Below are 19,538 nucleotides of genomic sequence, written 5' to 3'. Positions count from 1 at the left end.
TTCCCCTGTCCGTTCAGGTCTGAAGGGCGTCGGCGATGCGCTCCGCCGCGGCTCGCAGGCACACCCGTGCACCGCCGTGGGTGTCCACGCGGGCGACGGCGCCCAGGTCCGGCCCCGGCACGCCGGTCTCGACGTGCACAAGGTCTAGACCAATAGTAGCGAGTGCGGACACCAGCTCGCGAGCCCACGGATGGCGGTGTGCCTCACGCGTCACCACCACGACCGGACGCCCGCCGGCCAGCGCCGCGATCTCGTCCGCGGACGTCGACGCCACCACCGAGGTACCCGGCACGAGCTCCGCCAAGTACGGGCCGAGACCCCACGGCACGTCACCGACCGCGATCGACGGCTCCACCGCCAGGTCCACCACCACCGGCGGCCCGGACAGCGCCAACGTGCCCCGCACCTCCACCGCCCGCCGCGCCGCGACCAGCCCCAACGACGGGTCGTGCGCGTCCACCGCGCCCGCCGGAGCACCCAGCGCGGCCGTCCGCCGCGCCGCCTCCTCCAGCCGCTCCGGCGGGAGCGCGCCCGACTCCACAGCCGCCACGATGCTGTCGATCAGCCACTGCAGACCGTCGTCGTCCAACGGCTCGCCACCCAGGCACAACGCGTCCACCCCGGCCGCCAGCGACCGCACGGACCCCTCGGCGAGGTCACCGCCCACGGCCTTCATGTCCAGCCCGTCGGTGATCACCGCCCCGGTGAACCCCAGGTCCTCCCGCAGCACGCGCACCGCCCGCGGGTTCAGCGTCGCGGGCGCCTCACCCCACTCCGGCACGACCAGGTGCCCGGTCATGATCGACCGCACCCCCGCCCGCACGGCCGCCTCGAACGGCACGAACTCGACCGACGCCAACTCCGCCACCGAACGCGGCAGCACGGGCAGCGCCGCGTGCGAGTCCACCGTGGACGCGCCGTGGCCGGGGAAGTGCTTGGCGCACGCCGCCACCCCGACCGCCTGCAGGCCCTCCACGAACGCCGCCACGTGCGCGCCCGCCGCCACCGGGTCCGACCCGAACGACCGAACGCCGATCACCGGGTCGTCCAGCGTGAGCACCAGGTCGGCCGAAGGCGCCAGGTTCAGGCTCACCCCGCACGCCGCCAGCCGCGCCCCGATCGACGCCGCCACCGCCCGGGTCAGGCCCACGTCGTCCGCCGCGCCCAACGCGTGGTTGCCCGGCACCTCCGACCCGCGGCCCGCGTCGAGCCGGGTGACGTCACCACCCTCCTCGTCGATCCCGATCACGACGTCCGCGCGCACACCTCGCAGCTGTGCATTCAGTGCTTTGACCTGCGCATCTCGGGCTGGATTGTCGTCTCCGTCGACGGTCACCACATTCCGCCCGAACAGCACGACACCGCCGAGCCCATCGGCCACCCTCTTCAGCAGCCAGTCCGGCGCGGTGGTCCCGTGGAACCCCGGCAGCAGCACACCCGACGCGAGCCGGTGCAACGACATGCGGTCCTACCCCTTCACCGCACCGGCCGTGACACCGGTGACCATCTTGCGCTGCACGATCAGGAAGAACACCAGCACCGGCAGGGTGAACAGGGCCGACGCCGCCATCGCGCCACCCCAGTCCGTGCCGAACGCCGACTGGAACCCCGACAGCCACACCGGCAGCGTCTGCTTGGCCTGGTCGTTGATCAGCGACAGCGCGAACAGGAACTCGTTCCACGCGGTCACGAACGCGAACACCGACGTGGCCACCAGGCCGGGGCCCAGCAGCGGCAGCGTGACGCGGCGGAACGCGCCCCACCGGCCGCAGCCGTCCACCATCGCCGCCTCCTCCAACTCCAGCGGGATGCCGTTGACGAACCCGCGCAGCGTCCACGCGCAGAACGGCAGCGTGACCGCGAAGTAGATCAGCGCCAGCGCGGGCAGCCGGTCGAGCAGGTCCAGGTCGCGCATCATCAGGAACATCGGGATCAGCAGCGCCTCGAACGGCGCCATCTGCGCCACCAGCATCATCATCACGAAGCCCTTGCGGCCCTTGAACCGCATCCGGGACAACGCCAGCGCCGCCAGCAGGCCGACCACGATGGCCGCCAGCACCGCGCCCAACGACACCAGCAGGCTGTTGCCCAGCGCGGTGAGGAACCCGGGTTTCGCCCACGCGGTGGCGAAGTTCGAGCCCGTCACCGAGAACGGGACCAGGTCGTACCCGCTGGACAGCAGGTCCTTGCGCGGCTTCAGCGCCGTCGCGACCATCCAGTACGTCGGGAACGCGAAGAACAGCGCCACGACCAGCGCGACGACGTTCGCGGACACCTTCTTGGTCTTCACAGCTCGCCCTCCTGGGAACGGACCAGCCTGCGCAGGTACTGCACGGTCAGCAGCGCCAACAGCGCGACCATCACCACGGACACCGCCGCGGCCACCCCGAAGTGGCTCTTGGAGATGCCCTCCAGGTACTGGTAGACGGGCAACGTCGTGCTGCCGCCGTCCGGGCCGCCCTTGCGCATCGCCCAGATCTGGGTGAACACCTTGAAGTCCCACAGCATCGACAGGAACGTCACCATCAGCAGCAGCGGCTTCAGCTCCGGCCAGGTCACCGCGCGGAACGTCTGCCACGTCGAGGCGCCGTCGATGCCCGCCGCCTCGTACTGGTCCTTCGGGATCCCGATGGCACCGGCGTACAGCGAGAACGCCAGGAACGGGATCGCCTGCCACACGATCAGCAGCCCGGTCACCGCCAGCGTCGACGTGCCGGTGGAGAACCACGAGTACCCGGCGAACGAGTCGAACCCGACCTTGACCAGGGTCTTGTTCAGGATCCCGTACTGCTGGTCGAAGATCCACTGGTAGACCGTGGTGGCCGCGAGCAGCGGCATCGCCCACGCCAGCAGCATCGCCACCTGCAGCACGATCCGCACGCCCGTGCTGATCTGCCGCATCAGCAGCGCGATCAGCAGGCCCGCGAGGACCGACACGAGCACGACGAGCGCGGTGAACACCACGGTGCGCACCGCGATGACCCAGAACGCCGGGTCGCCGAGGATCTCGGTGTAGTTGTCCAGGCCGGTCCACACGACCTCGCCGCGGGTCAGCTCGCGCAGGTTCAGCTTGCGGAAGCTGGTCACCAGGACGGAGAGGACGGGCCAACCGATCAACCAGAGGATGGCCACCAGCGCGGGGGCCAGCAGCAGGTAGGGCAGCAGCCGGTCGAAGGTGCTGCCCCGACGGCGCGGCGCGCCGCCCGGTGCGGCACGCCGCGGTGCCGACGAGTTGTTCGTCGGCACCGCGGCGTCGGTCGTGTGCACGGCCGTCATCCGATCGTCATCCGCCCAGGGTCTTCGACAGGGCGGTGTTCGCGTCGGCCGAGGCCTGGTCCAGCGGCTTCGCGCCGGTCAGGTACGCGGTCAGCATGTCCTTGAGCGGGTTCTGGCCCGACTCCACCGCGGCCCAGGACGGCGTGGTCGGGGTGACCTTGCCGTTCGGGGCGGACTCGGCCAGCGCCTTGCCCAGCGGGGTGGTGGCCAGCTTCGCCGTGTCGGTCGAGGTGCCCGGCACCGCGCCGCCCTCGGCCAGCATGTCCTGGTACTTCTTGCTGCTCAGCAGCTTCAGGTACTCCTTGGCCAGGTCGGCGTTCTTGCTGCCGGCCGGGATGGCGAGGTTCGAGCCGCCGAGGAACACCGGGGCGGTCTTGCCCGAGGTCTTCGACGGGATCGGGAACGCCGAGGTCTTCTCCTTCAGTTCCGGGTTGGCCTTGACGGCGCCCGCGAGCTCCCACGGCAGGCCGATCATCATGCCGACCTTGCCCGTGGCGAACACCTCCATCTGCTGCGGCGTGGCCTCGTCGGCGTCCTTCGGCGCCTTCGTGCCGGAGGTGTCGACCAGCTTCTTGTAGAACTCCAGGCCGGCCTTGGCCTGCGGGGTGTCCAGCGCGCCCGCCCAGGCGGAGCCCTGCGGCTTGGCCACGTCGCCGCCCTCGTCCCAGATGAACGACAGCAGCGCGTACCACGACTGGCCGGGCAGGTAGAGGGGCTGGAACTCCGGGTCGGCGGCGTTCGCGGCCTTCAGCTTCTCGATCGCGGAGATCCACTCGTCACGCGACTTGGGCGCGGCGGTGACGCCCGCGGCCTCGAACAGGTCGGTCCGGTAGATGACCGTGCGGTTCGCGGCGTAGAACGGCATGCCGTACTGCTTGCCGTCCCAGGTCAGCGAGTCCTCGAGGCCGCTGAGCCACTGGTCGCCGTTGAGGCCGGAGACGTCGCCGCTGAGGTCGAGCAGCGTCTCCTCAGCCGCGAACTTCGCCGTCTGGGTGTTGCCCAGCTCGATGACGTCCGGCGGGTTGTTGCTGGTCAGCGCGGTGGTCAGCTTCTCCTGGATGCCGTTCCACTTCTGGACCTCGTACTTGACGGTGACGCCGGGGTGCGCGTCCTGGAACTCCTTGTTCAGCGCGTCGGTCAGGGTGGTCGGCGCCGAGCCGTCCATCAACCACACCGTCAGCGTCTTGGGTTCTCCGGAGTTGCCGCTGCCGCCGTCGGAGCTCGTGCCACATCCGGCCACGGCCACCGCGAGTGCGGCGGCACCTACGGCCAGTCCTCTCCAGCCCTTCACGTTGTGCGCCCTTTCCCCATGCCCCGGTCCCGCGACCGGAACGCCTAAGTGGTGTAGACCAATGCGGCCTAGAGTGTGCCTCGCCACAGGGCATGTCAAGGCCGTTGCGGGACCGTTGCAAAGTCATCGGACCATTTTCTCGGCACTTGTCGGGGGTTCGGGCGCACGATCCGACGAGGACAAGGCATCCTGTGTCCGGGAGCGCTGGCAAGGTCGGCTGGCTAGGGGCGAGGAGGAAGGCATGCTCGAAACGAGCCCTGCGACTGGCGTGGACGCCAGGACTCGCGCGCAGCGCGAGCCGAAGTACTGGGGACTCAAGCGGCATCTGCTCGACCTCCTGCGCGCGTTGCCGCCCGGATCGCCGATCCCGACGGAACGTTCGCTGGCGGCGGAGTTCGACGTGTCCCGCACCACGGTGCGGCAAGCGCTTGCCGAACTCACCGTGGAGGGTCGGTTGCTGCGCGTGCAGGGCAAGGGCACGTTCGCGGCGGAACCCAAGGTGGCGCAACGGCTCCAGCTGTCGTCGTACACAGAGGACATGAAAGCCCAGGGCAGGCAGCCGTCGTCGCGGTTGATCGAGGCGTCGGAGATGCCCGCCGAGGCCGAGCTGGCCAGGCTGCTGGGCGTGAGGGCGGGCGCCAAGGTCCTCCGCCTGCACCGGCTGCGACTGGCGGACGGCGAGCCGATGGCGATCGAGACGACCCACCTGGCCCTGGGCCGGTTCCGCGGCCTGCGCCGCTACCTCGCACCGGGCGCGTCGCTGTACCAGGTCCTGCGGGAGCGGTTCGGCGTCGAGATGGGACACGCGGAGGAGACGATCGAGACGGCTCTGGCGTCACCGGAGGAGGCGGAACTGCTGGGCGCCGACATCGGCTTGCCGATGCTGCTGCTGTCGCGGCACTCGTTCGACACGGAGGGCAACCCGGTGGAATGGGTGCGCTCGGTGTACCGGGGCGACCGCTACAAGTTCGTGGCCACCCTGAACCGACCCGCCGACTGACCTCACCGCAAATACCGAACCGTCACCGGCGGTCAGACCAGCAGGATGACACGAACCCTTCTCCGCAGAAAAAGACCGGCGGTCAGACGGTCCGAAGGTCCATCGAGCGCGGGGTCGAACGGCACCGGTGCGCGTGCGGCCGCGACGCCCCTCGACCTTCTCAACGGAGGGGTTCGTGTCATCCCGCCGACCTGGCGTAGCCCTACCGCACGCGTCAAGAGGGCTGGTCCAGCTTTGCCCGCGGCGTCAACTGCGGGCGCCCTCTTGACGCGTGCGGTAGCCCGGAGGGAGGTCGGTGGGATGACACGAAACCCGGACCCACAACGCAACAGGAACATCCAGGCGTAGTTGGGGTCATCCTGCTGATCTGCCCGTCCGGCGAGGACGCTTTCATCTTTTTTTAATTTTTTTATCTTTCCGCCTCCACCCCAGGCAGCCCCACAACTCCCCAACCGCCCACACCACCAAGGCGTCCCCCGCCCAGGGGGACCCCTGTTCTTGATCCTGCCACCACCCACCGACAATCCGGCGCACTCCGACGCGACCTGTGGACAACTCCGAGCGCACAATGGCCGGGTGGCGGAGACTGTGGTGTGGGGCACGGGCCGGGCCAAGGCCGTGTTGGCGACGACCATCCTCGGCTCGGGCATGGCGATGCTCGACAGCACGATCGTCAACGTCGCCCTGCCCCGCATCGGCGCCGAGCTCGACGCCTCGGTCGCCGGCCTGCAGTGGATCCTCGACGGCTACCTGCTGGCCCTGGCCTCGCTGATCCTGATCGCGGGCTCGCTCGGGGACCGCTACGGCCGCCGCCGGGTCTTCACGTTCGGCGTGCTCTGGTTCGGCGCGGCCTCATTGCTCTGCGGCCTGGCACCGACCACGGAACTGCTGGTCGTCGCACGGGTGCTCCAAGGCGTCGGCGGAGCGCTGCTGACCCCCGGCTCGCTCGCCATCCTCCAGTCCGTCTTCGTCCGCGCCGACCGGGGCCGGGCGATCGGCGCGTGGTCCGGCCTGTCCGGCGTGGCCACGGCGATCGGGCCGCTGCTCGGAGGCCTCCTGGTCCAGGCCTGGTCGTGGCGGCTCGCGTTCCTGATCAACCTGCCGGTCGCGGCGCTGTGCGTGTGGCTGGCCCGCCGCCACGTGCCCGAATCCCGTGACGAGGCCCTCACCGGCCACCCGAACATCGGCGAGTCGCTCGTCGGCGCGATCGGTCTGGCGGGCATCACGGGCGCGCTGGTCGAGGCGCCGGTCCGGGGCGCGGACGCGCTCGTGGTCACGGCGGCGGTGGTCGGCGTGGGCTGCCTGGTGGTGTTCGTCGTGATGCAGCGCCGGGGCCGTGACCCGCTCGTCCCGCCGCAGCTGTTCGCCGATCGCACGTTCGTGCTGGCCAACGCCCTGACGTTCCTCGTATACGCGGCCCTGGGCGGGGTGATGGTGCTCATGGTGCTGCAGCTGCAGGTGTCACTGCACTACTCGCCGACAGCCTCTGGCTTGGCGAGCCTGCCCATCACGCTGATCATGCTGGCGCTCTCCGCCCGCTCCGGCGCGCTCGCCCAGCGCATCGGTCCCCGCGCCCAACTCGTCGGAGGACCGGTCCTGATCGGGGTCGGCATGCTGATGCTGCGCTGGGTCGAGCCGGGCGCGGGCTACTGGACGGGCGTGCTGCCCGGACTGCTGGTGTTCGGCTTCGGCCTGGCCGCCGTGGTGGCGCCGGTGACGGCGACCGTGCTGGCCGCCGCCCCCGACCGGTACGCGGGGGTCGCCTCGGGCGTGAACAACGCCGTCGCCCGCACCGGCAGCCTGGTCGCGGTGGCCGTGCTGCCCGCCGTGGCCGGCCTGACCGGCGCCCAGTACGCCGACCCGACCGCGCTCACCGAGGGCTGGCAGACGGCTCTGCTGGTGTGCGCGGTCGCGTCCATCGTCGGCGGCCTGCTGGCCCTCGGCACGGACAACGGCGTGCTCAAACCGACCCCGGAGGTGCCCGAGTGCCACAGCTGCGGCGTGGACGCCCCGCCCGCGCGCGTGCACGACTGACGACCCCGGGCTGACGACCCCGCTGAAGACATCGGCTTAGAGGTACCGGGTGAACACCTCCGGATCGACGTTCCCCCCGGACAGCACCGCCACCGTCCCACCCGCCGACCCCCACTCGGACCGCCGCGCGAGGTACGCGGCGACGGTGACCGCACCGCTGGGCTCCACCACCAGCCGCGCCCGCCGCGCGAGCACACCGACCGCCGCCCCGATCTGCTCCTCCGACACCGTCACGATGTCGTCCACGTAGGCGCGCATGTGCTCGAACGTCAGCTCGGACGGCTCGGCCCGCAGCCCGTCTGCGATGGTCCGGGCCCGATCACCGGCGGGCCACCGGATGAGCGTGCCGACCCGCAGCGACTCGGCCGCGTCACCGGCCAGCTCCGGCTCGACCCCCACCACCCGCGTGGCGGGGCTGAGCGCCTTCACCGCCGTGGCCACCCCGGAGATCAACCCGCCGCCGCTGACCGGCACCAGCACCGTGGCCACGTCCGGCTTGTCGGTGATCACCTCCAGCCCGATGGTGCCCTGACCGGCGATGACGTCCGGGTGGTCGAACGGCGGGATCAGCGTCGCGCCCCGTTCGGCGACCAGCTCGGCGGCCCGCACCTCCCGTTGCGCCATCGGCACCTGCACGACCTCGGCGCCGTGCGAGAGGGTCGCGTCGACCTTGACCCGCGGGGTGTCGTCCGGCACGACGATCACCGCGGGCACGCCGAACAGCTTCGCCGCGTACGCGACGGCCTGCGCGTGGTTCCCGCTGGAGTAGGCGACGACGCCGCGCGCCCGCACGTCCTCGGGCAGCCGCGCCAGCGCGTTGTACGCGCCGCGGATCTTGAACGCGCCGACCGGCTGCAGGCTCTCCGGCTTGAGCCACAACCCGTCGTCGAACCGCAGCAGGGGAGTGCGGACCGCCGCGCCCTTGATGCGGTCGGCGGCGGCTTGGAGGTCGGAGATCGTGACGAGTCCCATGGGCCGATCCTCACCCCTGCGGCGGCATCGCGACTACACGGGTCGTTACCGGAACTTCTCCTGCCTCACCCGCCCAGAGCAACAGCATTCACACGTCCGTGGCTTGCTTCACCGAATCGCTTACTTCTGGCAAATCCGCCCGAATCGGTGATCGTCTCACTACCTTGAGTGAGAGTTAACTGTCAAACGCTACACAGCGCAGTCACCTCGGCGTGTCCTGTGACACACTTCGCCCTCAGATGGCCCGAACCGTAATAGGTAACAGGGTCATAACGTCGCTCGAACGGGCGAGTACTGATCGGTAGCGACCGGGGAGGAGTGCCATGCGAGACGCGGAAGAGCGGTCCCTGCCGCGCGCCTCACCGGACGCGACGAGCGCGACGACGGACTCGAAGGCCCGAGCGACGACACGGGCGAGAAGTAAAGGGGTGGGGCGACCCCTGCCGCCGCCCCACCACCCGTCCCCCTAGAGCCCCCGAGAGCGGTCCCTGCAACCAGGCTCTCGGGTTCCCTGCACCCGAAGATGAGGGAGACGCCTAATGAACCGCACGAGTGCGGTCCGCCTTGCCACGGCCGTCCTGCTGGCCGCCGGCACGGCTACAGCTCTCAGCGTACCGGCCGGCGCGGCACCCGCCGCGCCCTATGGCGCAACCCCGGCCGACACGGAGAGCTACCCCGCCGAGTTGCTCCAAGCGGCGCAGCGTGACCTCGGCCTGACCGCCGAACAGGTCACCGCCCGTTTGGCGAGTGACACCCGGGCGGGTGAGGTCGAGTCCGCGGCGCGGTCCGCGGTCGGCAGCGCCTACGCGGGGTCGTGGATCAACCAGGCGACCGGCAAGCTGGTGGTCGCCGTGGCCGACCCGGCCAAGGCGGGCGCGGCGAAGGCCGCGGGCGCCGACGCCAAGTACGTCGCCTTCTCCCACCGGCAGCTGACCGGCGCGAAGTCGGCGATCGACGGCCTGTCGGCGCCGACGTCGATCACCGGCTGGCGGGTCGACGAGCAGACGAACTCGGTCGTCGTCGAGGTCAACCGCTTCCAGCGCGACGCGGCGGCGGAGTCGTTCCTGGCGACCGCCAGGTCGGTCAGCCCGGCGGTGCGCGTGGTCGAGGTCGACCACAGCCCCACCACGCTGTACGACACCCGCGGTGGTGACGCCTACTACATGGGCGGCGGGCGCTGCTCGGTCGGCTTCTCGGTCACGGCGGGTGGCTACGTGACGGCGGGCCACTGCGGCCGCACCGGCACCGCGACCCAGGGCTACAACCGCGTCACCTCGGGCTCGTTCGCGGGCTCGTCCTTCCCGGGCAACGACTACGCCTGGGTGCGCACCAACTCCAGCTGGACCTCGCGTCCGTGGGTCAACCGCTACAACGGCACCAACGTCGTGGTGAAGGGCTCCTCGGAGGCCGCCATCGGCGCGGCGATCTGCCGTTCCGGCTCCACCACCGGCTGGCGCTGCGGCACGGTCCAGGCCAAGAACCAGACGGTCAACTACGCGCAGGGCGCGGTCTACGGCATGACGCGGACCAACGCGTGCGCCGAGCCCGGCGACTCCGGCGGCTCGTGGGTGGCGGGCACCGGCTACGGCCAGGCCCAGGGCGTGACCTCCGGTGGTTCGGGCAACTGCTCCTCCGGCGGCACGACCTTCTTCCAGCCGGTCAACGAGATCCTCAGCGTCTACGGCCTGCGGCTCGCGATCGGCTGACCTGGAGGGTCAGCGCGTGGTCGTCCCTGCGGACCGCGCACTGCTTCACGCGACGCCCCTCGGGTTCCGACCCGGGGGGCGTTCGCGCGTGGGTCAGCCGAACTGCACGGACCGCTTGGACAGCCCGTACCAGAACCCGTCCACGGTGGTCGTGGCCTCCTGCGCGGCGCTCGCGCCCAACGACGCGAACAGCGGCGCGAAGTGCTCGGTGCGCGGGTGCGCGACACCGGCGGCGGGCGCCTTGCGCTGGAAGTCCAGCAGCGCGTCCACGTCGGCGGCGGCCAGCGCCCGGCCCGCCCAGTCGTCGAACTCGGCCGACCACGACGGCGGCTCGTAGTCGGGGCCGACTGACATGTCCACGCAGCTCAGGTTGTGCGTCATGAACCCGCTGCCGACGATCAGCACGCCCTGTTCGCGCAGCGGCGCGAGCCGGCGGCCGACGTCGAACAGGTCGCGCGGGTCGAGGCTGGGCATGGACATCTGCAGCACGGGGACGTCCGCCTCGGGGAACAGCTCCTTCAGCGGCACGTACGCGCCGTGGTCGAGCCCGCGCCGCTCGTCGTGCGCCACGGGCCGGTCGAGCAGCCCGACGACCTCGCGGGCGAGCTCGGGCGCGCCCGGCGCGTCGTAGGTGACCTCGTAGTACCGCCGGGGGAAGCCCCAGAAGTCGTACGTCAGCGGCACGGTGGTGGTCGCGCCGAGCGTGAGCTGGTCGTTCTCCCAGTGCGCGGACACGACGAGGACCGACTCGGGCCGCGGCAACGTCGCCGACCAGGACCTCAGCTCGCCGGTCCACCGTTCGTCGTCGGCCAGCGGGGGCGCCCCGTGGCCCAGGTACAGCACAGGCATCACGCCGTCGACTGTACGCCCTTTAGTTGAAGTTTCAACCAGGCTGCGGCGGCCCGGGGGTCCTCTGCCTCGGTGATCGCGCGCACGACCACGACCCGCTCCGCGCCCGCCGCCAGCACCTCCGGCAGCCGTTCGCGGTCGATCCCGCCGATCGCGAACCACGGCCGATCAGTCGTGCCCGCGGTGGCGCGCACCAGGTCCAGGCCCGGTGCCGGACGGCCCGGCTTGGTCGGCGTCGGCCAGCACGGCCCGGTGCAGAAGTAGTCCACGCCCGGCTCGACCGCCGCCGCCCGTGCCTGCGCCACGTCGTGCGTGGACCGGCCGATCACCACGTCGTCGCCGACGACCCGGCGGGCGAGCGGCACCGGCAGGTCGTCCTGGCCCAGGTGCAGCACGTCCGCGTCCACGGCGAGCGCCACGTCGGCCCGGTCGTTGACCGCGAGCAGCGCGCCGTGCCGGGCGCACGCCTCGGCGAGCACCTCCAGCGCGGCGATCTCCTGCCTGGCTTCGAGGCCCTTGTCCCGCAGCTGCACGATGTCCACGCCGCCCGCGAGCGCGGCGTCCGCGAACTCGGCGAGGTCGGGCCGCGCGGGCGTGCAGAGGTAGAGCCGTGCGTCGGCGAGCCGCCGCCTGATCCGCGTTCCGTCGAGTCCTGGCACGGGCGGCACCGTAACCGCAGGGGCGTTTCGTGCGCTACGGTGGACGTGGTCCGCACGGGAGCCTGGAACACACCGGGCTGAGAGGGAGCGTGGTTCGCTCCGACCGTCGAACCTGATCCGGGTCATGCCGGCGCAGGGAGCGTGAGTGCCTTGGCAATGCGAGTGACCGTCCTCGGCGGTGGTGTCATCGGGCTGTCCGTGGCCTGGTACGCGGCACGCGCCGGCTACCGGGTCGTGGTGGTGGACCACGGTTCGCCGCACGGCGGTTCGTGGGTCGCGGGCGGGATGCTCGCGCCGATCACCGAGGCGTGGCCGGGTGACGAGGACGTGCTGGCGCTCGGCGTCGAGTCGTTGGAGCTGTGGCCGGAGTTCGCGCGTGCCCTCGGTGTCGCGCTGAGCCCGGTGGGCACGTTGGCGGTGGCCGTCGACCGGGCCGATGTCGAGGTGCTGGACCAGTTGTGCGCCTACCTGGGCCGGATGGGTCGGTCGGCGTCGAAGGTGACGGGCCGTGAGCTGCGGGCGCTGGAGCCGGGACTCGGTCCGGTCCGGAGTGGACTGTCGGTGCCGGGTGACGTGGCCGTGGACAACCGGGCGCTGCTGCGGGCGCTGCGGGAGGCGTGCGCGGGCAACGGTGTCGTGTTCGCATCGGACACCGCATCGGACACCGCGTCGGACACCGCGCCGGAGTCCGGTTCGGAGTCGGACGTGACGGTGATCGCCGCCGGCGCGTGGAGCCGCGACCTGCACCCGGCGCTGCGCGACGTGATCCGTCCGGTGAAGGGCGAGATCCTGCGGCTGTCGGCGCGGCCGGGCGCGTTGCCGCCACCGCGGCACACGATCCGCGCCCAGGTCTCCGGCCGCCCGGTCTACCTGGTGCCGCGCGAGGGCGGGTTCGTGCTCGGCGCCACCCAGTACGAGGCCGGGTTCGACGGTGACGTGACCGTGGGCGGCGTGCGCGACCTGCTGCGCGACGCCGAGGTGGTGTGGCCGGGCATCGCCGAGTACGGGCTGGCCGAGGTCGCCGCCGGGTTCCGCGCGGGCAGCCCCGACAACGCGCCGGTCATCGACTGGCTCGAACCCGGCGTGCTGGCCGCCACCGGCCACCACCGCAACGGTCTGCTGCTCGCGCCCGTCACGGCGCGGCGGGTGCTCACCCTGCTCCGCGAAGGAGGAAACAGCCGGTGAAGGCGAAGGTCAACGGTCTGGAACGGGAACTGGCCGACGGGTCGACCGTCGCCACCGTGCTCGCGCTGCTCGACGCGCCCGCCAGTGGTGTCGCGGTCGCCCTGGACGGCGAGGTCGTGCCGCGGGCGGCGTGGGGGACGACGTCGGTGCCCGAGGGGTCCGCGGTCGAGGTGCTGACCGCCGTGCAGGGAGGGTGACGTGGACGATCCACTGGTGATCGCCGGGCGCGAGTTCGGCTCGCGGTTGATCATGGGCACCGGTGGTGCGGCGAACCTGTCGGTGCTGGAGCGCGCGCTGGTGGCGTCCGGCACGGAGCTGACGACGGTCGCGATGCGGCGCCTGGACTCGTCCGGCGGCGGCGTGCTGGACCTGCTCGGCCGGCTGGGCGTCACCGCGCTGCCGAACACGGCCGGCTGCCGCACCGCCGCCGAAGCCGTGCTGACGGCGCGGCTCGCGCGGGAGGCGTTGGGCACGGACTGGGTGAAGCTGGAGGTCGTCGCCGACGACCAGACCCTGCTGCCCGACCCGGTGGAGCTGCTGGACGCGGCGGAGAAGCTGGTCGACGACGGGTTCGTGGTGCTGCCCTACACCTCCGACGACCCGGTGCTGGCGCTGCGGCTGGAACAGCTCGGCTGCGCCGCCGTCATGCCGCTGGGTTCGCCGATCGGGACGGGGCTGGGGATCCGCAACCCGCACAACATCGAGCTGATCGTGTCGCGGGCGTCCGTGCCGGTGATCCTGGACGCGGGGGTCGGCACGGCGTCGGACGCGGCGTTGGCGATGGAACTGGGCTGCTCGGCCGTGCTGCTGGCGACCGCCGTGACGCGGGCGCAGGACCCGGAGCGGATGGCGGCGGCGATGCGGGCGGGCGTGGAGGCGGGCCGGCTGGCGCGGCTGGCGGGGCGGATCCCGAAGCGTTTCTGGGCGCACGCGTCGAGTCCGGCAATGGGGTGATTGCCCCGCACGGCATGATGGATGCTCGCCCGTGTCCGTCTGCCCGAGGAGGAGTGCCGTGACGGCCGACCAGGTCGAGGACGCCACCGCCCGGCTGTACCTCGCGATCGGCAGGCTATCCCGGCTGCTCCGGCGCACCGGGTCGCCCGGGCTCGGGCCGGGTGCGGTGTCGGCGCTGGCCACGCTGGCCCGGTGCGGCCCCATGAGGTTGGGCGACCTGGCCGCCAAGGAAGGCGTCGCGCCGCCGACGTTGTCACGGATCGTGGCGGCCCTGGTGGAGGCCCGGTACGTGCGCCGTGAACCGGACCCCCAGGACGGCCGCGCCTGGCTGGCGACGCCGACGCCCGAAGGCGTGACGATGGTGTCCGGCGTGCGTTCGGCGCGGGTGCGGGAGCTGCAGCGCCGGATCGAGGAACTGAGCCCGGAACACCGCGACGCCCTGGTCAACGCCCTGCCCGCGCTGGAGGAACTGGTCGGCGAGGTCAGCTGAGGCCGGTGTCCACCGGCGCGGACCGGGCGGCCGAGCCGGCGGCGTTCCTCGAAGGCGCGCTCACCCTGTGGCTGCCGGATCCCGAGAGGGTCGACCTCCGCGCGTTGTACGAGGGCCACCCGCGGCGGCTGTGAGCAGCCACGCCACCAGCACGGCGAAGAACGCGCCCACCGTGTTGTTGATGAAGTCCTGCGCCTCGCACACCCCGATCGCGGTCAGGGCCTGCACGAACTCCACCGCCCCGCTGAACGCCGCCGCGACGCCGAACACCGCCACCGGCCTGCGAGTGGCCAGCGTGGCGAAGAACGCGAACGGCACCAGCATCACCAGGTTCAGCCGCGGCAGGGAGCCGGTCAGCGAGAACTCGTTGGCGACGCACATCCCGATCGGGTCGGTGGTCGCGACCGAGAAGGAGCCACCCGGCCGGGCCAACGTCACCGCGACCGCCAACGCCAGCCCGCACCCCGCCAGCACGGCGGGCAACGCCGCCCAGCCACGCCGCCGCGCCATCACGAACCCGACCGCGCCCAACAGCACCGAGCCCGCGAACAGCGCCGTCACCGCCTCGGGTTGGCTCAACACCAGCTCGGCGACGTAAGCGTCCTGAAGTGCGCCCATGTCTTACAAGACGCCCGAGTTCCACGCCGGTGCCTTAGAGCATCCTTAGAACCGGTACCGCAGCACCCGCCCGACGTCCCTGACCTTCGGCAACCGGGCCATCACCCACATCGGCACCCGCCCCGACAGCGGCTCGGCGGCGATCTGCGGCAGCTCCACCGACCGCACCGCGTCCACGCACCTCAACCCCTCGTGCCACGACTCCACGACGGCCGGGTCGTCCAGCCCCCAGTGCAACGTCGCCCCGGCCCGCCGCACCGCCGGCACCAGCTTCTGCACCCTGATCCCGAACGACCCGTACACGTCGAACAGCAGCTCACCGCGCCCGAACCGCCCGGTGACCCGCCGCACCAGCCCGCGCACCTCGTCCCCGGTCAAGTACATGGTCAGCCCCTCGAACACGGCCACCACGGGCCGGTCCGCCGGCACCTCGTCCCACCACCCGTCGTCCGTCACGGACGCGTGCACCAGCCGGTAGTCCCCGCCCGGCACGTCCAGCAACCGTTCCCGCAGCACCGCCACCGACGGCAGGTCGACGTCCACCCACCGCACCCCCGGCCCGAACGCCATCCGCTGCGCCCGCGTGTCCAGCCCGCACGCCAGGTGCAGCACGGTCGCCGAAGGGTGCCGCACCAGGAAGTCGGCGGTCCAGTCGTCCAGCAGCTTCGCCCGCATCGCGACCCCCGCCGCCGTCGACGCGGTGATACCGGTGCGCGGGAAGTCGTACTCGATGCGCGACACGGCGTCCAGCGCCGCCGCGTCACCGAGGATCGGCTGCCGCGCGCGGGCGTCGAGCGCCCGCGCGTACAGCGTCGCCAGCATCGTCTCCGGGGCACCGGTCAAGTCGACCTCCACCCCACCGAAGCTAGCCCTCCAACCGCCACAACGGCGACACGGGACCGACCCCGCCACCCAACGGGTACGCGGCGGCCACCGAGCGGACGATGAAGTCCTTGCCGAACCGCACCGCGGACGGCACGTCCGCACCCCGCGCGAGCTGCGACGCGATCGCCGACGCCAACGTGTCACCGCTGCCGTGCGTGTGCTTGACGTCGTAGCGCGGGCCGAGCAGCTCGACGAACTCCGCACCGTCGAACAGCACGTCCAGGCACTCCGGGTCGTCCCACAGGTGCCCGCCCTTCACCAGCACCCACCGCGGGCCCAGCGCGTGCAGCGCCTCGGCGGCCTTGCGCTGGTCGGCACGGCTGCGCACGTCGATCCCGGTGAGCAGCCGCACCTCGTCCAGGTTCGGCGTCACCAGCGTCGCCCGCGGGAACAGCAACGTCCGCAACGCGTCCAGCGCGTCGTCGGCCAACAGCTGGTGGCCGTGCATCGACGCCGCCACCGGGTCCACCACGAACGGCCCGACGTCGACCCGGTCCACCGCCGCCGCGACCGCCTCGATGATCGCCGCCGACGCCAGCATCCCCGTCTTCGCCGCGTCCACCCCGATGTCGGTGGCCACCGCCTCGATCTGCGCGGCCACCACCTCCGGCGGCACCTCGGTGTACCCGGTGACGCCCAGCGAGTTCTGCACGGTCACCGCCGTGACCGCCGTCATCCCGTGCACACCGCACGCGAACAACGTCCTCAGATCGGCCTGCAGGCCCGCACCACCACCGGAATCGGACCCGGCGATGGTGAGGACCCTCGGTGGCGTGGACGCCATCACTCGACCACCGGCAGGTACACCTTGGCACCGTGGTCGGTGAACTCGTGCGACTTCTCCTCCATGCCCGCCTCGATAGCCTCCACAGTGGACAGACCGCGCTCCTCCGCGTACCGCCGCACGTCCTGGGTGATCTTCATCGAGCAGAACTTCGGTCCGCACATCGAGCAGAAGTGCGCCGTCTTCGCGGGCGCCGCCGGCAGCGTCTCGTCGTGGTAGGACCGCGCCGTGTCCGGGTCCAGCGACAGGTTGAACTGGTCCTCCCACCGGAACTCGAACCGCGCCTTCGACAGCGCGTCGTCCCAGTCCTGCACGCCCGGGTGGCCCTTGGCCAGGTCAGCCGAGTGCGCCGCGATCTTGTACGTGATCACGCCGGTCTTCACGTCGTCCCGGTTCGGCAGGCCCAAGTGCTCCTTCGGCGTGACGTAGCACAGCATCGCCGTGCCCAGCCAGCCGATCTGCGCCGCACCGATCGCCGACGTGATGTGGTCGTACGCGGGCGCGATGTCCGTGGCCAGCGGCCCGAGGGTGTAGAACGGCGCCTCCCCGCACCACTCCTCCTCCAACCGCACGTTCTCCGCGATCTTGTGCATCGGCACGTGACCCGGACCCTCGATCATCACCTGCACGTCCTTCGCCCGCGCGATGTGCGTGAGCTCGCCCAACGTCCTGAGCTCGGCGAACTGCGCCTCGTCGTTGGCGTCCGCGATCGAACCCGGCCGCAGCCCGTCACCCAGGCTGAACGTCACGTCGTACGCGCGCAGGATGTCGCACAGCTCCTCGAAGTGCGTGTAGAGGAAGCTCTCCCTGTGGTGCGCCAGGCACCACGCGGCCATGATCGACCCACCGCGCGACACGATGCCCGTGACCCTCTTGGCCGTCAGCGGCACGTACCGCAGCAGCACGCCCGCGTGCACCGTCATGTAGTCGACGCCCTGCTCGGCCTGCTCGATCACCGTGTCGCGGTAGACCTCCCACGACAGCTTCGCCGGATCACCGTCCACCTTCTCCAGCGCCTGGTAGATCGGCACCGTGCCGATCGGCACCGGCGAGTTCCGCATGATCCACTCGCGCGTCTCGTGGATCCGCTTGCCCGTCGACAGGTCCATGATCGTGTCGGCGCCCCACCGCGACGCCCACACCATCTTCTCCACCTCCTCCTCGATCGAGGAGGTCACGGCCGAGTTGCCGATGTTCGCGTTGATCTTCACGAGGAACTTCTTGCCGATGATCATCGGCTCGGCCTCGGGGTGGTTGCGGTTGAGCGGGATGACCGCCCGGCCGATCGCCACCTCGTCCCGGACGAACTCCGGGCTCATGTTCTCGCGGGCCGCCACGAACCGCATCTCCGGCGTGATGATCCCCGCCTTGGCGTACGCCAGCTGGGTCACCGCCCCGTGCACGGGCTCGCGTCCCGCGACCCAGTCCGCGCGCAGCTTCGGAAGTCCACTGTGGACGTCGATGGTCGCGTTGTCGTCGGTATACGGACCGGAAGTGTCGTACAGATCGACGTGATCGCCGTTGGTCAGCCCAACCCGGCGGAACGGGACCCGCACACCCTCGGCCACCTCGCGGTAGACCTTGCGCGAGCCCGAGATCGGTCCGGTGGTGACACTGGGCTTGACCGAACGGTCGTCAAGTGCCGTCACGACATTCCTCCCTACGCCGGCATTACCCGGTCAGGTTCAGGCGGTCGGCGGCACCGGAGCCTCGCGCTCCAGCCGCCCTCTCAGCCCGCTGTGGCGCGAGCTCCCGCGTGTGTTGAGTTATCGGTGTGAGTCGAGCTGTCGGCCTGACCATAGCCACGGCCAGGTGCCGATGCCAAGGTGCGGATGCCAAGCGCCACCGTTTGCGCGTACCTTTCTCGCGTGGCTGATCACCAGCCGTTCCCGCCCGGCGCCCGGCGCGTGGCCCGCCCCGCCGCCGTCTCGCCGTGCCCGTCGTGCGGCGACCTGGCCGGCCGCGGCTACCCGGCGTGCCGGTTCTGCGCGGAGCTCGTCGACCAGTACTGGCTGCTCGACTGGCAGGAGCTGCTGGCCGCCGAACAGCTCGCCGAGGGCGGCGCCGGAGAACGCGAACTGGCCGAGCTCGTCCTCGCCGACGAGGTCGGACGGCACCCGTGGACCTGCACCGACTGGGCGATGACGCTGCTCGCGTGCTCCCAGTGCGGCGAGGAACTGGCCACCGGGCCCGCCGACTGCGTGCGCTGCGCCATGGCCGACGCCCTGCGCTGGTCGTGGGACCACGCCGGGTACCCGGTGGCGATCAACGCCGGCGAGCACGCGCTGCGAGTGGCTCGCGCGGTGCTGCGCGCACCACACCGCCACCGTGCCGCCACCGTCGGCGCGTGGCGCTTGCTGCTGCCGTTCCTGCTGGTGGGGGAGCTGCCGACGGTCGGTCAGGTGCGCCGCATCAGAGCCGCCGTCCTGGCCGGCGCCTACGCCGAACTGTCCCGCTGCACCACCCACGTGGAACTGGCGACCTACCCGGAACTGCCCTGGCGCCGTCCCGACCGCTCACCACGCGCCGACCACCAGCCAAAGGCCCAACGCGACCAACACCCCACCGCAGACCCCCTCCAAGACGCACCCCACCCCAGCACAAGCGAGCCCGCCGCCGACCCGGTCTAACCCACCCGCCAGCACCCAGACCAGCGCAAACAGCAACAACCCACCCCTCACCCCGGCCACCCAACCGGGTGAACCTAAAAAACCAACAAACCAAAACGCCGTTATCCCGCCCCTGAAGCGTCGGTTGAAACAAAGAGGACCGCCCCCAACCCCCGCCCCACACCACCAACCCCCTCACCCCCACCGCCCGCCACCCACCGCCGCC

The 19,538-nt window shown here is 71.4% G+C and carries 19 protein-coding genes and 1 riboswitch; of the genes, 8 read left to right on the top strand and 11 right to left on the bottom strand.

Annotated features, from left to right (window positions below; all coding sequences use genetic code 11):
- Positions 1-13: 13 nt before the first annotated feature.
- The 4 genes from B0I31_RS37165 to B0I31_RS37150 are packed head-to-tail and all read right to left on the bottom strand — an operon-like array spanning position 14 to position 4,567.
- A complete protein-coding gene (locus tag B0I31_RS37165) occupies positions 14-1,462 on the bottom strand; it encodes a glycoside hydrolase family 3 protein (protein ID WP_106620068.1) in 1,449 nt (482 codons plus the stop codon).
- 6 nt (positions 1,463-1,468) lie between these two features.
- A complete protein-coding gene (locus tag B0I31_RS37160; RefSeq protein WP_106620067.1) occupies positions 1,469-2,290 on the bottom strand; it encodes a carbohydrate ABC transporter permease in 822 nt (273 codons plus the stop codon).
- A complete protein-coding gene (locus B0I31_RS37155; protein WP_106620066.1) occupies positions 2,287-3,276 on the bottom strand; it encodes a carbohydrate ABC transporter permease in 990 nt (329 codons plus the stop codon). The genes B0I31_RS37160 and B0I31_RS37155 overlap by 4 nt, the downstream gene beginning before the upstream one ends.
- 7 nt (positions 3,277-3,283) lie before the next feature.
- Positions 3,284-4,567 carry a sugar ABC transporter substrate-binding protein gene (locus B0I31_RS37150; protein ID WP_106620065.1) on the bottom strand — a complete coding sequence of 428 codons (1,284 nt, stop codon included), beginning with the start codon at positions 4,565-4,567 and terminating at the stop codon, positions 3,284-3,286.
- 241 nt (positions 4,568-4,808) lie between these two features.
- On the opposite strand from B0I31_RS37150, the gene B0I31_RS37145 reads away from it, so the two are divergent.
- The gene (locus tag B0I31_RS37145) at positions 4,809-5,567 is read left to right on the top strand and encodes a GntR family transcriptional regulator (protein WP_073887006.1); all 759 of its coding nucleotides are present in this window, start codon (positions 4,809-4,811) and stop codon (positions 5,565-5,567) included.
- A 576-nt stretch (positions 5,568-6,143) separates the two neighbouring features.
- Positions 6,144-7,601 carry an MFS transporter gene (locus B0I31_RS37140; protein ID WP_106620064.1) on the top strand — a complete coding sequence of 486 codons (1,458 nt, stop codon included), beginning with the start codon at positions 6,144-6,146 and terminating at the stop codon, positions 7,599-7,601.
- Positions 7,602-7,637: 36 nt separating this feature from the next.
- Here B0I31_RS37140 and B0I31_RS37135 read toward each other — a convergent pair whose 3' ends face one another.
- Entirely contained in the window at positions 7,638-8,573 is a 936-nt protein-coding gene (locus B0I31_RS37135) for a threonine ammonia-lyase (protein ID WP_106620063.1), read from the bottom strand.
- 539 nt (positions 8,574-9,112) lie between these two features.
- On the opposite strand from B0I31_RS37135, the gene B0I31_RS37130 reads away from it, so the two are divergent.
- On the top strand, positions 9,113-10,279 hold the full coding sequence (locus B0I31_RS37130) for a S1 family peptidase (RefSeq protein ID WP_106620062.1): 1,167 nt from the start codon (positions 9,113-9,115) through the stop codon (positions 10,277-10,279).
- Positions 10,280-10,372: 93 nt separating this feature from the next.
- On the opposite strand, the gene B0I31_RS37125 is transcribed toward B0I31_RS37130, so the two are convergent.
- Together B0I31_RS37125 and thiE are read right to left on the bottom strand one after the other, a co-directional pair.
- On the bottom strand, positions 10,373-11,128 hold the full coding sequence (locus B0I31_RS37125) for a dioxygenase family protein (RefSeq protein WP_106620061.1): 756 nt from the start codon (positions 11,126-11,128) through the stop codon (positions 10,373-10,375).
- Positions 11,128-11,787 (bottom strand): thiamine phosphate synthase, encoded by a 660-nt coding sequence (thiE, locus tag B0I31_RS37120; protein ID WP_106620060.1) that lies wholly within the window; start codon positions 11,785-11,787, stop codon positions 11,128-11,130. The genes B0I31_RS37125 and thiE overlap by 1 nt, the downstream gene beginning before the upstream one ends.
- A gap of 44 nt (positions 11,788-11,831) precedes the next feature.
- A riboswitch (TPP riboswitch) is annotated at positions 11,832-11,943 on the top strand.
- Between thiE and thiO the strand changes: the two genes are divergently transcribed.
- From thiO to B0I31_RS37100, 4 genes are read left to right on the top strand one after another with little or no spacing between them, the layout of a single operon-like run.
- Positions 11,944-12,972, top strand: coding sequence for a glycine oxidase ThiO (thiO, locus tag B0I31_RS37115; protein ID WP_106620059.1), 1,029 nt, complete (start codon positions 11,944-11,946; stop codon positions 12,970-12,972).
- Positions 12,969-13,169: a sulfur carrier protein ThiS gene (gene thiS, locus B0I31_RS37110; RefSeq protein ID WP_073887012.1), complete on the top strand. Its 201-nt coding sequence runs from the start codon at positions 12,969-12,971 to the stop codon at positions 13,167-13,169. Before thiO ends, thiS begins: the two co-directional genes overlap by 4 nt.
- 1 nt (position 13,170) lies before the next feature.
- Positions 13,171-13,926, top strand: a complete 756-nt coding sequence (thiG, locus tag B0I31_RS37105) for a thiazole synthase (protein WP_106620058.1) — start codon at positions 13,171-13,173, stop codon at positions 13,924-13,926.
- 58 nt (positions 13,927-13,984) lie between these two features.
- Entirely contained in the window at positions 13,985-14,416 is a 432-nt protein-coding gene (locus B0I31_RS37100) for a MarR family winged helix-turn-helix transcriptional regulator (protein WP_073887014.1), read from the top strand.
- A gap of 60 nt (positions 14,417-14,476) precedes the next feature.
- Here the strand turns inward: B0I31_RS37100 and B0I31_RS37095 are convergent, their stop codons facing one another.
- From B0I31_RS37095 to thiC, 4 genes are read right to left on the bottom strand one after another with little or no spacing between them, the layout of a single operon-like run.
- On the bottom strand, positions 14,477-15,034 hold the full coding sequence (locus B0I31_RS37095) for a VanZ family protein (RefSeq protein ID WP_106620057.1): 558 nt from the start codon (positions 15,032-15,034) through the stop codon (positions 14,477-14,479).
- 45 nt (positions 15,035-15,079) lie between these two features.
- On the bottom strand, positions 15,080-15,889 hold the full coding sequence (locus B0I31_RS37090; RefSeq protein WP_181320743.1) for a class I SAM-dependent methyltransferase: 810 nt from the start codon (positions 15,887-15,889) through the stop codon (positions 15,080-15,082).
- Between the two features lie 10 nt (positions 15,890-15,899).
- Positions 15,900-16,703, bottom strand: a complete 804-nt coding sequence (thiD, locus tag B0I31_RS37085; protein WP_106620056.1) for a bifunctional hydroxymethylpyrimidine kinase/phosphomethylpyrimidine kinase — start codon at positions 16,701-16,703, stop codon at positions 15,900-15,902.
- Positions 16,703-18,352: a phosphomethylpyrimidine synthase ThiC gene (gene thiC, locus B0I31_RS37080; RefSeq protein ID WP_106620055.1), complete on the bottom strand. Its 1,650-nt coding sequence runs from the start codon at positions 18,350-18,352 to the stop codon at positions 16,703-16,705. Before thiC ends, thiD begins: the two co-directional genes overlap by 1 nt.
- Positions 18,353-18,571: 219 nt before the next feature.
- Between thiC and B0I31_RS37075 the strand changes: the two genes are divergently transcribed.
- Positions 18,572-19,333, top strand: a complete 762-nt coding sequence (locus B0I31_RS37075; protein WP_245950714.1) for a hypothetical protein — start codon at positions 18,572-18,574, stop codon at positions 19,331-19,333.
- The last annotated feature ends 205 nt before the right edge of the window (positions 19,334-19,538 follow it).

The sequence above is a fragment of the Saccharothrix carnea genome, assembly GCF_003014735.1.
Classification (GTDB): domain Bacteria; phylum Actinomycetota; class Actinomycetes; order Mycobacteriales; family Pseudonocardiaceae; genus Actinosynnema; species Actinosynnema carneum.
Note: the sequence above shows the minus strand (reverse complement) of the source record. Positions and strands in the feature narration are given on the sequence as shown.

Bases quoted from the DNA above. Each gene is read 5' to 3' on its own strand.
- B0I31_RS37145 (WP_073887006.1), top strand. From the start codon at position 4,809: ATGCTCGAAACGAGCCCTGCGACTGGCGTGGACGCCAGGACTCGCGCG.
- thiO (WP_106620059.1), top strand. From the start codon at position 11,944: ATGCGAGTGACCGTCCTCGGCGGTGGTGTCATCGGGCTGTCCGTGGCC.
- B0I31_RS37125 (WP_106620061.1), bottom strand. From the start codon at position 11,128: ATGCCTGTGCTGTACCTGGGCCACGGGGCGCCCCCGCTGGCCGACGAC.
- B0I31_RS37130 (WP_106620062.1), top strand. From the start codon at position 9,113: ATGAACCGCACGAGTGCGGTCCGCCTTGCCACGGCCGTCCTGCTGGCC.
- B0I31_RS37135 (WP_106620063.1), bottom strand. From the start codon at position 8,573: ATGGGACTCGTCACGATCTCCGACCTCCAAGCCGCCGCCGACCGCATC.
- thiD (WP_106620056.1), bottom strand. From the start codon at position 16,703: ATGGCGTCCACGCCACCGAGGGTCCTCACCATCGCCGGGTCCGATTCC.
- B0I31_RS37095 (WP_106620057.1), bottom strand. From the start codon at position 15,034: ATGGGCGCACTTCAGGACGCTTACGTCGCCGAGCTGGTGTTGAGCCAA.
- B0I31_RS37165 (WP_106620068.1), bottom strand. From the start codon at position 1,462: ATGTCGTTGCACCGGCTCGCGTCGGGTGTGCTGCTGCCGGGGTTCCAC.
- B0I31_RS37155 (WP_106620066.1), bottom strand. From the start codon at position 3,276: ATGACGGCCGTGCACACGACCGACGCCGCGGTGCCGACGAACAACTCG.